The organism is Paenibacillus sp. 01T424 (genome assembly GCF_056398745.1).
The window spans coordinates 1-14,366 of the sequence record NZ_JBFTPZ010000027.1; the positions used below are offsets into that span (position 1 = coordinate 1).

The following is a 14,366-nucleotide window of genomic DNA, read 5'->3' on the forward strand; positions in this document are numbered from 1 at the left end:
GCCATAGAGCCAAGTTCACCACTTTCGATCTCTCCGATTATGGTAAGTTTCTCTGATGCGGAATATTTAACTTTAGACATGAAAATGCTCCCCTCATAGCAACAGGTTTTTTATTATTTCACCTGTCTACTATTTGGGGAGCATATCAACCTTGTGACAGCCTCTCTGCTATCTCGAATCGTTATGCTTCTTCTGCAGTGCGTGGTTTGCGTTTACGGTTCAAGAACTCATAAACGATAGGTACGATAATGAGCGTGAGCAGTGTTGAGCTCGTCAAGCCGCCAATTACGGTAACCGCCATACCTTTAGAAATCAAACCGCCTGATTCGAATCCAAATGCAAGCGGAAGCAATGCACCAACGGTTGCAATCGCCGTCATTAGAATCGGACGAAGACGTGTACCCGCTGCTTCAATAAGTGATTCGCGGACGGAAAGTCCTTCTCTCTCTTTTTGAATAACACGGTCAACAAGGACGATCGCATTCGTGACCACGATACCAATAAGCATCAGGGCACCGATCATTGCGGTAACGCTCAGTGTTTCTCCTGCAATTAACAGTGCTACTAGTGCACCGATAATCGTAAACGGAAGGGAGAACAGAATTGCGAATGGTGTAAGTCCTCCACCAAATGTAATGACAAGCACAAGATAAACGACAGCAATCGCTGCAAGCATTGCTAAGCCTAGCTGCATAAATGACTCATTGATCTGCTCCGTTACTCCGCCCATTTCGATATCGACGCCAGCAGGAAGATCAGTCTCATCAATCATTTTCTGCAATTCTGCCGAAACCTTGCCGACGTCAGATGAAGTTGCATCTGCTGAAATCTCAGCATACATACGACCATCACGTCTTGTTATCGTATTCGGCGATTCACCTTCTTCGATAGTCACGACATCTTTCAAAGCAACTTCAGTACCTAACTGAGTAGTCAATTTTACATTCTCTAGATCTGATTTATTCGTATAGGTTTTTGTATCAACCTTCACATAAACGTTAAATTCCTCGCCATCCACTTCTACTGTCGTCAGAACGGGACGCTCGCGAACCGGACTAAGTGCCATTGCAATCTGGCCTGCTGTTAATCCGTTTTGACTAAGCTTCTCTTGATTAGCTACAAGGCGATACTGCTCATACGTTTCTGATAAGCTGGAATCAATATTTTTCAAATCCTTATGATCTGCAAGCTTCTTCATAAGGTCATCCACGATAGGTTGAACCGTGTTCATATCCGGACCATACACAAGCATCGATATGCCCGATCCGCCAAGACCTCCGCCTCCGAAATCCTGCTGTTTCCATTCGCCTTTGCCGCCTAGCTCTTGCAGCATAGGTACAATTTTTTCTTTCTCAGCAGTAAAACCAGCATAATTCTCATCATAGCTCAAGTTAAACAACGCTTGTTTTGAAGCTCCTGGGCTAAATGGATTTTGGCTGCCGACTGCATATTGCACGACTGTAACACCTTCACGATCGAGCAATTTCTTTTCAGCTTCAAGAGCCATTTTCTCTACCTGTTCAAGTGTTTCTCCAGGTGCTGGATTATAGGAAACAATCATCATTTTCTGTTCGTCGCCAGCGATGAAGCTCGTTCCAATCACTGGGAGCAGGAACAAACTTCCGATAAGTAGAAGTGTTGCTAAACCAAAAGTAACCAATTTATGATCAAGCGACCAGCGAAGTGCACCTTTGTACCATTCCGCTAAGCGGCCCGGCTTATCGTGATGCGCCTTGCCAGCTTTCATCCCTTTGCGGAACATCATATGCGCCAGCATTGGTACAACCGTAATGGCAACAAGCAATGATGCTAGTAGAGCAAATACAATCGTTAATGCAAACGGCAGGAACATTTCACCAATCATGCCCGAAACAAGTCCAAGAGGCAAGAATACGGCTATCGTTACGATTGTGGAAGCCAAAATCGGTACGAACATTTCCTTCGTCGCATCAAGAATTAATTCCTTGCCCTTCATCTTCTCTGTAGGGAGCGCCATTCGACGATATACATTCTCGATAACGACAATCGAGTCATCGATTACCCGCCCAATCGCGACGGTCATCGCACCAAGTGTCATAATGTTCAGTGTAATATCCATCCGACTCAAAATCAGAAGAGCGATCAGGATGGAAAGTGGAATCGAAACAACAGCAATAATCGTGGAACGAATATCGCGCAAGAAAATCATAATGATAATGACAGCGAACAATGCGCCAATTACCGCCTTGCTTAACATCGTGTGAACGGAATCCTCGATCGGCTTGCCTTGATCAAGTGTCGTTACAATAGACAAACCATCATTATTGCCTTCAAGCTCTTTTATTTCTGCTTTTACATTATTAACAACGTCAACCGTATTGGAATCAGCCGCTTTGACTACGTTAAACCCAATGGAGTCTTTGCCATTCGTACGAGAAATAGACTCTGCTTTGCCTACGATGCTTAAATCAGCAACATCGCTAAGCTTAACACCTGGCACGATGACTAAGTTTTTCAAATCACTCTCTGTCGTTATGTTTCCATCAACGACCAGCGCCTTCTCTGTCTCGCCAAATTCATAAATACCTAGCGGTACAGAAATAGCTGACGCTTGGATGATGCCTTTCACCATCTCTTCGGTTAAGCCGATTTGCTTTAGCTTATCCGTTTTGAAGGATAGTTCACCTTCCTTAACATTTTGTCCAGAAACTTGAATGCTCGCTACACCTTCAATACCTTGAAAGCGCGGCAACACATTTTCTTCTATTTCCTTCGTAAGCTGCTCCAAATTCATCTTTTCATTGGAGATACTCATCGCAAGGACAGGGAATGCATTCAAGCTGATCCGTGAAACGGATGGGGTTTGCGTTCCTGTTGGAAGCTTAATCTCGGAGAGGATATTTTTAACTTCCGCTTCCGCCTTTTCCATATCTGTCTCATAGGAGTACTCAATAACGACAGATGAAGCATTCTCATAGGATGTTGAGCTAATGACTTTAACACCTTTAAGATTGCGAGTCCGCTGCTCAATCGGCTTCGTAATTTTCTCCATAACCTCTTCAGGTGCAGCACCCGGCAATACAGTTGTGACGCTTACGATTGGAACCGTAATATCGGGCAATGTTTCCATTTTCATATTCATTCCTGAATAAAGTCCAGCAAATAACACAAGCAGCGTCAAAATCCACAAAGCAAATTTGTTATTAAGCGAAAATCGGATGATGCTCTTCAATCTCTCCCACTCCTCATCTTCTATCTATACTTTAAAACGGTAGCCCACTCCCCAAATTGTTTCTATATATTGAGGTTTGGATGGGTCATGCTCAATTTTCTCACGCAGCCTCCGAATATGAACCGTAACCGTAGCTGCGTCTCCATTTGAATCAAGCCCCCAAATACGTTCAAACAACTCTTCTTTCTCAAACACGCGATTAGGGTGTGAAGCTAAAAGCAGCAGAAGCTCATATTCCTTTGAAGTAAGCATCGCTTCCTGCTCATGTATCATGACTCTTCGTGAAGGCTTATCGATAAACAATCCGCGTATGCGAATATGCTCGCCTCGCTCCCCTTTGTCAGCTGTCAAACGCTCGTAACGAGCCAAATGAGCTTTCACGCGTGCTACCAGCTCACTTGGACTGAAGGGCTTGGTCATATAATCGTCAGCGCCAAGTCCTAATCCTCGTATTTTATCAATATCCTCTTTTTTCGCGGTTACCATCAGCACTGGAATATTGATCGTTTGTCTAATTTGACGACAAATTTCAAAGCCGTCGATTTTAGGAAGCATTACATCTAATATGATAAGATCAAACTTTCCTTCGAGCGCTTTCTCAAGTCCTATATCACCTCTCCCTTCAATTTGAACGTTAAAACCGTAACTTTCCAAGTAATCTCGTTCCAGCTCGGCAATGGCTTTCTCATCTTCAATAATTAGTATGCTCTTCATGACCACCCACCGTTTTGACGGATACTGACTTAGGCAATTTTAGACAGAACAACGCACCTCCATGCTCTGCATTTTCCGCCCAGACCGTACCGCCGTGCCCTTCAATAATTTGTTTGACGATTGCAAGACCGAGACCACTTCCACCTGTCTCTAAATTGCGTGATTGCTCCGCGCGATAGAAACGATCGAAGATATAAGGCAAATCATCCTTCTCAATTCCGGGACCTGAATCCTCAATTTCAATCAGAGCGTGCTCCTCCAGTTCTGTTACTCGAACAACGATGTTATGTTTTTCGAGAACAGAAGATTGTCCCATATACTTGACACAATTGTTCAGTATATTAGTTAAAACACGGCTTAGCTTGTCAGGATCGGCTGCGATCATCAGCGGATCAGAACCATGCTCGATATATTGCAATCCTACCCCTGATTTTTCCAGATCAAATCGCTGCTCATCCAAAAAATATTCTAAGTAGCGTTTAATGTCCATCACTTTAAAATCAAAGGCAACCGTTTGAAGATCAAGCTTCGAGAATAGGAACAGCTCATCAATTAATTGATCCATATCTGTAGCTTTACGATAAATCGTCTCCATGTAGCGCTTCCGCTTTTCATCCGTGTTCGCGATACCGTCCATGATCCCTTCAACATACCCTTTAATCGCAGATATTGGCGTTTTCAAATCATGCGAGATATGAGACAGCAGCATTTTACGGTTTTCTTCATACTGAAGGCTTTGATCAATCGACTGCTTCAATCTTACCCTCATATCCTCAAACGCGATGCTAAGCTGTCCGATTTCACCTTTCGTCGTGGCCTCAACCTTGTGCGACAAATCGCCATCCTTAATTTGTAGAGCTGCGGCTTCTAGTTTCTTAATGGGACGAATGATGCTTCTTGATACAAAGTAAGTAAGCAGCAAGCTCGTTAATCCAATAAAAGCTAAACTGAAAGCTGTGCCGACCGGCCTCCAATAGATAGGAACCGTATCATTTCGCCGGAACAGAACAGCACGACCCTCTCCCCCATCAGGATAAATAAAATCGACGGTACTCGTTTCGAATCGAAATGAATTAAATGCAACCTTCGAAGGCGGCTCGTCCAATAATTGCTGCCAATCAGCATGAACAGCTGACTGCTCCAAGAAAGGCGCTACAGAAGTAATCTTTCCATCCCTGGAAATAAGAAGTCCTGCCCATAGCTTGCCTAACCGCTCTTGAATTTCGGCTACGTATTCCTTCTTCTCGAGCTCACCGGAATCATTGCGAAGCACATAGGATAATTCGCCATACACCAAGGCTTGAAGATAAGGCTCTCTGTTCTCATTTTCATAATAATGACGAACATCCTCAACTCCGCGAGCATAAAAGATAAATATCATAAAAGCACTCATTAATATGATCGGTACAAAAATCATCGCCAAGTATGACATATACAGCTTTACTCGAATGGACAATCCTGTTCACGCCTCGCTGCTGCTTTTTTGTTAAGTGTGTTTCTGTCGTTGTTTCTATGGTTAATCATAACGGCTATTTCTAAACGAATTTGTAACCATTTCTTACAAAAGTATTACGTTTGATGATTTTGTTTATTTAATTAATGACGTTTTTATTTAATGCTATAAAATAATTATTCGCTCAGTGTACCGAACTTAGGCAGCGGCCAAATACGGAATACGGCTTTGCCTTCGATGCTGGATCTAGCAATTGGACCAAGTTCACGGCTATCCATACTATGCTCACGATTGTCACCCATAACAAACAGCTGTCCTTCTTTAACTGTAAAAGGCACTAAAACACTGCCAGCTACTGTCTGACCCTTAACATATTGCTCTTCGATTTTTTCGCCATTCAAATATACTTCCCCGTTTTGTATATCAACCACGTCTCCAGGCAAGCCTACGACACGTTTAATTAAACGCAAATCGCTCTCTGGTCCGCTAATAATAACGATGTCGCCGTGACGAGGTTCATGAAGCCGGTAAGACCATTTGTCTTCGATTAATCGTTGTCCAGCGACAAGCGTATTTTGCATAGATACATTATGTACTTCCGATTGAGCATAGACATAGTTTTGGAAAAGCAGCGCTACAACGACGGCAATTCCAAGCGAGACGACCCATTCTCTTACTTCCTTCATCCAGCTTTTTGTTTTGCGTTTTTCTGTTTGCATGAACATTCTCCTCATCAGTAAGTGTTTTTTTCTTGTAAAAATAATAATAATTGTCTACCTAATACGTTCTTTGCTGTACAAAGTTTTCATTATAGCGCCCAAAATAGGAAGTGACAACCGAACCAGACTTGCGATAAAGTGAAAGCGAAGGGGGCTTCCACAACGATGAATCAAATCTCTGGAGCACAAAGATTGCTTTTTACCACTATAACCATTTTATATTGGACTTCCATGTATGTATATGTCCCTACGCTTTCACCTTACCTTAGTGATCGGGGATTGTCCTTGCCTTTTATCGGCATCGTGCTTGGAAGCTATGGTTTTGTCCAAATGTTCGTAAGATTTCCGCTCGGCATTTTGTCAGATCGTTTCGGAAAGCGCAAGCCTTTCATCCTATTAGGAATGTTAACCGCGGCAATAAGCTGCTTGCTGTTCCTCATCCCTGATTCATGGGTTTGGCCGCTTGCTGGCAGATTGATGGCAGGCGTTTGCGCATCTACTTGGGTCGCGTTCACCGTGCTTTACGCCAGCTATTTTGGAGCCGGGCAGACAGGTCGTGCAATGGGCAATATTAGCGTGATGACGGTATCCGGACAAATGATCGGCATGCTCTTTAGCGGATGGTTAACGGATGGTTTTAGCTCAAGTGCTCCATTTATTGTAGGCGCTGTCATTGCTGTCCTTGGTCTAGTGCTCGCTTTCATGCTGAAAGAGCCTCGCTCGGAGCTGAAGGAACAGCCAGGAATGTCGTTTGCCATGATCAAAAATGTGGTAAAAACTAAAACATTGCTGCAGGTTTCTTTGTTGTCCATCCTTGCTCATGGCATTCTTTTTATAACGATGTTCGGATTTACACCACTCAAAGCTCAAGAAATGGGTGCAGACGGTCTGAAGCTCACCTTGCTCGTATTTTCTTTTATGCTCCCCCATGCTTTTGCCTCACTCGTTACAGCGAGGTGGTTTACGCCTAAATTCGGCTATTGGGGTACTATTGGCGCTGGTTTTATATTGAGTACCATTTGCACAGGAGCAATGGTGTTTGCGGATTCTTTTGGCGTTCTTGTCGCAACGCAGGCGATTAATGGTTTTGCGCAAGGCTTACATATGCCGCTTCTGCTGGGACTGGCGATTCGAGATGTCGAGCTTCCTGGCCGTGCAACAGCAATGGGCTTATATCAAGCGCTATATGCCATTGGAATGTTCTCTGGACCATTCCTTGCTGGTTGGCTCAATGAAAGCTGGGGATTGAACGGAGGTTTCCTATTTGGCTCGCTGCTTGGAGCTGTCGCATTTGCACTTGTAATCAAGTGGGCGATGTCAGATCGCAAAGCTAAGTTTGTCGCGCGCACGAATCATGCAGAGGAGGTAAGCGGATGATTAAGCCGCAGCTCGTGCTAGATATTGGAGGCGTGCTGGCGACAAACCTGTCGCCGCTCTTCTGGCAGCTGCTAGCTGCGGAAGCGATCGTTTCTGAAGAACAACTTTACTCCGAATATAAGCAGCAAATTAGCGAGCGGCTATGGACAGGCCAAATAACAGAGAAACAATTTTGGAGCTGGATTGCTGAATATACGCCAAACTTAACTAGTGCGCTAGCCAGAAGTTTTATCGATAGATGCCTACTGCCGCTTCCTGCCCTTTTAGAAATCGGCAATTGGAATGCTGTTGCTGATATTCATGTGTTAAGCAATCATTTACCTGCATGGGTTGAACCCATCATTACTCCTATCAAGCCTTATTTGAAAAGTATCACGATCTCAAGTGAAGCAGCACTCCAAAAACCTCATCCAGCTATTTTTGACAAAGTAAATGAACAGCTGCCGCCTGACAGCTTTGTTTTATTTGTTGATGATCATCCTAAAAACACAAAGCAAGCAGCGCTGCACGGATGGCATACGCTGCTTGCTGATGAAGATGGACGTTGGATTTCGCAGGTTCTCCCTTTTTTAAAACAATACAGAAATAAGAATTAGCAATGAGCCTGCTGCTGCTGCAATGCTCATTAGACGAGCATCTGCTCGTCCGAAGCGAAGCCGAAAGCTATAAGTCGGCTTTCGCTTCGCATAACCAAAGCCGCGTGCTTCAAGCGCATCCGCCATTTGCTCCGCAAGACGCAATATTGAACGTACGTAGGGAATAAGAATCGGTAGAAGCCTTTTCATCGGTACCGTCTTAAGAGGCGTAACCGCCTTTCCTCTTGCATGAGCCAGCTTCGCAAACCGCTCCCATTCTCCTGTTAGTAAAGGAATAAACCGAAAAATAAGTGTGACGATGATTGCAAACGAATGAATGGGCACCTTCAGCTTCTCTAGGAAACCGAAGGTTTGCTCAAGCGAGCGTTGAAGTCGTAGAGGCGTCATCAGCTTTAGCATTGGGAGGCCTAAAAGCATAATCATCAAAAGCTTGCCTAATCGGATAACTATTGGCCAAACCTTGTCCAAATCAAAGGAAAGCGGACGAATGCCAATTCCTGCTATTACGCAAAAAATAATAATCATAATGGCATACGCGCGAATGACTCGTCTCCAAGGCCAAATGAGTGTACGAAACGGAATTAAAAGCAAAATCGTTGAAACAGCTGCGACCGTTAGCTCCAATGCTGTTTTTTGCGCAAAAATGCTCGCAGATAGAAATAAATAAACGAGTACAAGCGCACGAGGATCAAAATAATTTGAACGCAGCAGAACCGATGGTTTGGCGGCTCCTAATTGAGAAACCTCTGTTATCGTTTTTTCAGCGAGTTTACCTTTTGGTTCTTCTTTTGGTTCTTCTTTTGAAAACGTGTTTGGCTTGTTGTGCTCAGTATCTATGCTGCTTACTATACCATTTGCTATAACAACGGCTGCTGCTCCTGATTTCTGGACGGCTCGACTCGCGAGTGCAATGGAAATCGCCGCAGCTAGTTCTTGCGGCGCCGGCCAAGGCGCCTCATCCGCGTCTGCGTGCTGGATGAACTGCTCCAGCGGCATAGCCGCTTCCTCGCGCAGCGCCTCCAGCGCGCGAAGCGCCTGCGGCGCAGAGGCGGCATGCGCTATCGCCGCCGCCTTAGCCGCTGCGCGGACCGTGCCGCCGTCAACGACGGCGACCGCGTCCGCCAGCGGCAGCAGCGCGTCGAGGTCGTGCGTTGCCACGACCGCTCCGCGCCCAGCCGCCCTGTGCGCTTCCAGCACCGCGCACAAGCGGCGAATACCTCCGGCGTCTAACCCCGCCGTCGGCTCATCCAGCAGCAGCCAATCCGGCTCACACGCCAATAAGCAGGCGAGTGACAGCCGTCGCTGCTGACCGCCGCTGAGCGTCCATGGATCACGCTCCAACAGCTCCACTGGAAGCCCTACTCTCGCAAGAGCTTCCGCGATTCTCTCCTCGATTATGGATGAATCGAGCTTATATGGCTTGAGAGAATAAACCATTTCTTCTCGTACAGATGACGCAAACCACTGTGACTCCGCATTTTGCATCGATATGCCAAGCTTAAGCACCACTTCTGGATTTAGACGGCTGCGGCGGCCATTCTCCATCCATAGCTGATCGGTGCCCAGCTCAATATTTCCGCTTTGAATCGATCGTATGCCCGCCAATGTCTCAAGCAGCGTTGACTTCCCAGCACCATTTCGCCCGATTAAAAGTGTGATTTCACCTGCTTTAAAGGACGTATGTACTTCTTTTAGCAGCTGTTTTTCATTGTCATTCTCCGCGTGCACGCTAACGCCGTTTAACTGCCAGTCAGCGCCCATATTGCTTCACCGCCTCTGCCAGCATAGTTGCTGTGAACGGAAAAGGCGAAAGCTTCACACCCTGCTCCTCTAACTCCCATGCCACCTGAGCACAATAAGGAGCCTCCAAACCAAGCTGCTCACAAAAACTATCCCTTGCTCCCGCAGCCGATCTAGCAAACCAGGCTTCTACCCCGCCATCGTACATAATCGTACCGGCATTCATCGCAACGATTCGATCTCCCGCCTGCAGCTCCTCCAGCTTCTGCGTAATCCAAATGACCGTAATTCCGGCTTGCTGCAAACTTCTTGTTTGCTCCAGCACAGAGATTGCTGCTTCTGGATCCAGCATCGCTGTTACCTCATCAAGCACAAGCATGGGCGCTTTTAATGCCAAACACCCCGCAATCGCAACGAGCTGCTTCTGCCCTCCGGATAAGGTTTCAATCGGTTGATGCATTCTCTCACCCATGCCTACTCTTTGCAGCGCGTGCTCGGCTTCAGATCGAATACTGGCCGCTTCCTGCTCATTCTGCTCCAGCATGACAATAATATCCTCGAGCGGCGTTGCCCCGATCATCGCTGCCTCAGGTTGCTGCATAACAATTGGAATCGGCTTCCCCTTTGCAGCAGTATGAATGTTCCTTAAGACTTGACCGCTGACGCCTGCTACCCGAAAACCAGCAGCTACTTTCGCAACTGTGCTTTTCCCGCTTCCATTGCAGCCAAGCAGAGTAATCCATTCTCCCTCTTTTATAACAAACGAAATATCTTTTATTATTGGTTTCCGTTTTTGTCCTTCACCTATTGCCGGAGGCGTAACGGTAACCTGCTTCAATTGTACCTGATTGCTCTGATTCAAAAAATTTCACCCAACCTCTTCCCGAAAACGATAGGCTATGCTACAATTCGATTTGTTAACCTGTTTTAAATATAAATGGTTAACAATAATATCGCAAGTACATAAAGGAGACTAACATCATTATGCAAACCAGCAACATTCGCTCACTCGTCTTTATTTCTTTGTTCGCAGCTTTGTTTATCGTCATGAGCTCTTTGACAATTAAGTTCGGCGGCTCATTTGTCCCGATTACGCTTCAAACCTTGGCTGTTGGATTAGCCGGTCTCTTTCTGACGCCGCGCAACGCTTTCCTCAGCATATTCATCGTCATTTTGCTTGCTGCTATCGGTCTGCCCCTATTTAGTGGGCAAGGCGGTATCCCTCATCTAACAGGACCTACTGGCGGCTTTATATTCGCCTTCCCGTTCTGTTCGTTATTGGTTAGCCTAGCGATTGGCGGATTTCTACGCAGTAAAATGTCCAAGGGAAATAAAGCCTTAGCTTTTATTGTTTTTTTCATCATTTTCGAGCTATTCAGCTCCATCACCTCATACATTCCAGGCATTCCATGGCTTATGAGTTCTCTGGACCTTTCGTTCCAAAAATCGATGACGGTCGGATTCTATCCGTTTATTATCGGTGATGCACTTAAATCATTGGCAGGCGCTATTTTAGCAACCTCTTTAACACCTTACATTGTCCACATACGCTCGTCAACCGTAAGAAATAGCGAAGAGAAAACAACTTTTAATGTTTAAAACCGCTGTTCTATGAAAGCAAAAAACCGCTTTATCCGATTATGCATCTTGAATCGGAATATAGCGGTTTTTGTTTTAGACATCTACTTCGATATGCCTCGCGAGTTACTTTCCTAAAGTTCTTAAAATGTTCCCGCGATATTCAGTATCCTTTTCTTTCAATTCAAAAACCTTATTCTCTACCGATATATTCTTATATATTTCGCAATACAAATCAAGTTCATTATGATCATCGAAAAAGACCTTAAACTTAATATCTTCATTTGCAATGTTTCTAGGGTCACCCTCTAGTGCAAAACATGTAAATGAGATTTCATCATCACACTTTAATTCTCCCTCATAGCCATAAAGCTCCAACAAAGCCGTAATGAACGCATCTGATTCTTTACCAATTGATTTAAGAGTTATTCCCTCAAAATAAAATGCCTCTTGATTGATTTCTCCCTGATTCCATCCAGGAATCATATCCTTGTTTATTAGCACTTCAAAGCCAACAATTTCATTTCCATATTGACCATGAACAAGAAAATAATTTCGATGTTTTATCACATGACTTTCAATGATATCGAATTCTAAATCTTGAAAATCTTCTTCAGTGTTTTGGTTTATTTGTCTATATTTCATTTGGATTTATCCCTTCCGCCAGTTATGTTAATTTGAAAAAAGTTACAATTCATATGTAAAAATGAAAGCCGCATGTCTGCATCCCAAAAACGGAACTGCAATACATACGGCTTATAACGCTAGTCTAGCTTATTTTAGTCGCTGCACTCTTCAGGGGCTGGCTCTGACGCATCCTCAACGTTGATTTTCTCAGACACTGTATCACGGATGATCGAAATAACGAGCTGAAGCAAATAATTGATGTCGCTTTGACTTTGTTGGAACTCGGACACGATAGGAATGCCATCAAGCTCGTCCTGCAGCTCTTCCATTTCGCCTTCGATCTTTTTAACCATGTCTGCATTTTTGAAAGTAGTTTCGAAAGCAACAACTTCCTTTTGTTTTTTCTTAATTTTTGTAATCAACTGCTGCACACGCTCATTGCCGTTAATTTGCAGCTCTGCGCGGCGGTAGTGCTGTACTTCCTCTGAAGTAAAGATGAGATTTGCTAATTCTTTCGCTTTTTTCGAAATATCTTCTCGAACGATCAGATCGCGAGTATGGAAACTCGGAATTCCACAGCCTTCGCCATGCTCATGATCATGGTCACATTGCGCTGCTTGATTATCTGCTGTATGCTGCTCTGCCATTTGTCATCTCTCCTGTTTTACCGTTAGCTAACGGCTTCTTGTGCATCCTGTTCTATACTTTCGGCTTTGATATACCAAGTTTGTGCCTCGGTAACCTTAGCCATAATAAACTGGCCAACCCATTCCTTTGGACCTTCCAAATGCACTAATTTATTCGTACGCGTCCGTCCGGAAAGGACGTTAGCGTTGTTTTTGCTTTCGCCTTCAATGAGAACCTCGACAATTTCACCACGAAGCTGCTCATTCTTTTCTCTCGCATTTGCAGCAAGCTGTGCATTGAGACGCTGTAAACGAGCTTTTTTCACCTCTAGCGGAACATTATCTTCCATACTAGCGGCAGGTGTACCCTCACGCGGAGAGTAAAGGAACGTATAAGCCGAATCAAAGCCAACTTCTTTCACCAGCGTCATCGTATCCTCGAACTGCTCGTCTGTTTCACCAGGGAAACCGACGATTATATCTGAAGTGAGCATCGCGCCAGGTATTGCTTTTTTAATTTTAGCAACCAGCTCTAGATACATCTCGCGAGAATACTTGCGGCTCATTCGTTTCAATATTTCGGTGCTGCCGGACTGTACAGGCAAATGAATATGCTCAACCAAATTGCCGCCTGTTCCAAGCACCTCAATCAAATGATCGTCAAAATCACGCGGATGACTCGTCATAAAGCGAATACGCGGAATGTCAATTTTGGACATATCATGCATCAGATCGCCAAAGCGATAGTTGATGTCCTCAAAATCCTTGCCGTAAGCATTAACATTTTGCCCAAGCAATGTAATTTCTTTAAATCCTCGTCTAGCTAAGTCGCGCACTTCAGCAATGACATCTTCTGGACGTCTGCTGCGCTCTTTCCCGCGTGTATATGGCACGATGCAATACGTACAAAACTTATCGCATCCGTACATAATATTAACCCAAGCACGCATTCCTTCGCGTTTCTTAGGCATATTTTCGATAATATCGCCTTCCTTGGACCATACCTCAACGACCAGTTCTTTACTGAAATAAGCATTTTGCAGCAAGTACGGAAGTCTATGAATGTTATGCGTACCAAAGATCATATCTACAAACGAATGCTTTTGCAAAATACGTCCTACAACCGATTCTTCCTGTGACATACAGCCGCAAACACCTAACAGCAAATCCGGTTTCTCCGTCTTCAGCGCTTTCAAATGGCCAAGCTCTCCAAACACTTTATCTTCAGCATTCTCACGAATGGCACATGTATTAAGTAAGATCACATCTGCAAGATTTCGATCCTCCGTAGCTATATAACCCATTTCTTCGAACATGCCCTTCATGACTTCGGTGTCATGCTCGTTCATTTGGCAGCCATACGTTTGGATTAAATAAAACTTGCCTATACCCATCGATCGAAGCTCAGCAGGAATCGCAAAGTCATAATGCACCTCGATATCCTCTTTGCCCCGCTTCTTCTCATCCTTGTGATTGGGAGCAGAGTTGATTTGTATATTCCGACCTTTAATTCGAACGGTAGTCATGCCATCTTCTTCTCGTAAAATCTTTGCATCCGAAAAATCGAAATACTTGGAGTAGTCCTTAACACCCGTGCCAGATTTTAAGTCTGGTGTGCTTTTGGTCTCCTTCGTCATAGGGATTCACTTCCTTTATCTGCAATTTCCATAATCAATTATATTTATTCATTTGAACATATCAATTAGAAATTATATCATAACGCCC

General features: G+C 44.5%; 12 protein-coding genes. 3 read left to right on the top strand and 9 right to left on the bottom strand.

Translation table 11 applies throughout. The features are described from left to right. Nucleotides 1-181: 181 nt before the first annotated feature. From AC1DPK_RS19615 to lepB, 4 genes are all read right to left on the bottom strand, one after another. Nucleotides 182-3,211 (bottom strand): efflux RND transporter permease subunit, encoded by a 3,030-nt coding sequence (locus AC1DPK_RS19615; protein ID WP_477511391.1) that lies wholly within the window; start codon nucleotides 3,209-3,211, stop codon nucleotides 182-184. 24 nt (nucleotides 3,212-3,235) lie between these two features. Further along, a complete protein-coding gene (locus AC1DPK_RS19620) occupies nucleotides 3,236-3,925 on the bottom strand; it encodes a response regulator transcription factor (protein WP_076269246.1) in 690 nt (229 codons plus the stop codon). After that, nucleotides 3,903-5,381 carry a sensor histidine kinase gene (locus AC1DPK_RS19625; RefSeq protein ID WP_477511392.1) on the bottom strand — a complete coding sequence of 493 codons (1,479 nt, stop codon included), beginning with the start codon at nucleotides 5,379-5,381 and terminating at the stop codon, nucleotides 3,903-3,905. Before AC1DPK_RS19625 ends, AC1DPK_RS19620 begins: the two co-directional genes overlap by 23 nt. Nucleotides 5,382-5,554: 173 nt before the next feature. Next, nucleotides 5,555-6,097 (bottom strand): signal peptidase I, encoded by a 543-nt coding sequence (gene lepB, locus AC1DPK_RS19630; RefSeq protein WP_477511393.1) that lies wholly within the window; start codon nucleotides 6,095-6,097, stop codon nucleotides 5,555-5,557. 165 nt (nucleotides 6,098-6,262) lie between these two features. Between lepB and AC1DPK_RS19635 the strand changes: the two genes are divergently transcribed. Then, nucleotides 6,263-7,474 carry an MFS transporter gene (locus AC1DPK_RS19635; RefSeq protein ID WP_477511394.1) on the top strand — a complete coding sequence of 404 codons (1,212 nt, stop codon included), beginning with the start codon at nucleotides 6,263-6,265 and terminating at the stop codon, nucleotides 7,472-7,474. Then, nucleotides 7,471-8,070 (top strand): HAD family hydrolase, encoded by a 600-nt coding sequence (locus AC1DPK_RS19640; RefSeq protein WP_477511395.1) that lies wholly within the window; start codon nucleotides 7,471-7,473, stop codon nucleotides 8,068-8,070. Before AC1DPK_RS19635 ends, AC1DPK_RS19640 begins: the two co-directional genes overlap by 4 nt. Here AC1DPK_RS19640 and AC1DPK_RS19645 read toward each other — a convergent pair. Together AC1DPK_RS19645 and AC1DPK_RS19650 are read right to left on the bottom strand one after the other, a co-directional pair. Next, nucleotides 8,044-9,831 (bottom strand): ATP-binding cassette domain-containing protein, encoded by a 1,788-nt coding sequence (locus AC1DPK_RS19645; protein ID WP_477511396.1) that lies wholly within the window; start codon nucleotides 9,829-9,831, stop codon nucleotides 8,044-8,046. The genes AC1DPK_RS19640 and AC1DPK_RS19645 overlap by 27 nt on opposite strands. Beyond that, on the bottom strand, nucleotides 9,821-10,672 hold the full coding sequence (locus tag AC1DPK_RS19650) for an ATP-binding cassette domain-containing protein (RefSeq protein ID WP_477511397.1): 852 nt from the start codon (nucleotides 10,670-10,672) through the stop codon (nucleotides 9,821-9,823). The genes AC1DPK_RS19645 and AC1DPK_RS19650 overlap by 11 nt, the downstream gene beginning before the upstream one ends. Nucleotides 10,673-10,794: 122 nt before the next feature. Between AC1DPK_RS19650 and AC1DPK_RS19655 the strand changes: the two genes are divergently transcribed. Further along, on the top strand, nucleotides 10,795-11,409 hold the full coding sequence (locus AC1DPK_RS19655) for a biotin transporter BioY (protein WP_477511398.1): 615 nt from the start codon (nucleotides 10,795-10,797) through the stop codon (nucleotides 11,407-11,409). 105 nt (nucleotides 11,410-11,514) lie between these two features. Here the strand turns inward: AC1DPK_RS19655 and AC1DPK_RS19660 are convergent, their stop codons facing one another. From AC1DPK_RS19660 to miaB, 3 genes are all read right to left on the bottom strand, one after another. Beyond that, nucleotides 11,515-12,033, bottom strand: coding sequence for a hypothetical protein (locus AC1DPK_RS19660; protein WP_477511399.1), 519 nt, complete (start codon nucleotides 12,031-12,033; stop codon nucleotides 11,515-11,517). Between the two features lie 134 nt (nucleotides 12,034-12,167). Then, on the bottom strand, nucleotides 12,168-12,662 hold the full coding sequence (locus AC1DPK_RS19665) for a YlbF/YmcA family competence regulator (RefSeq protein WP_076269237.1): 495 nt from the start codon (nucleotides 12,660-12,662) through the stop codon (nucleotides 12,168-12,170). Between the two features lie 23 nt (nucleotides 12,663-12,685). Then, nucleotides 12,686-14,278 (bottom strand): tRNA (N6-isopentenyl adenosine(37)-C2)-methylthiotransferase MiaB, encoded by a 1,593-nt coding sequence (gene miaB / locus AC1DPK_RS19670; RefSeq protein ID WP_477511400.1) that lies wholly within the window; start codon nucleotides 14,276-14,278, stop codon nucleotides 12,686-12,688. Nucleotides 14,279-14,366 lie beyond the last annotated feature (88 nt).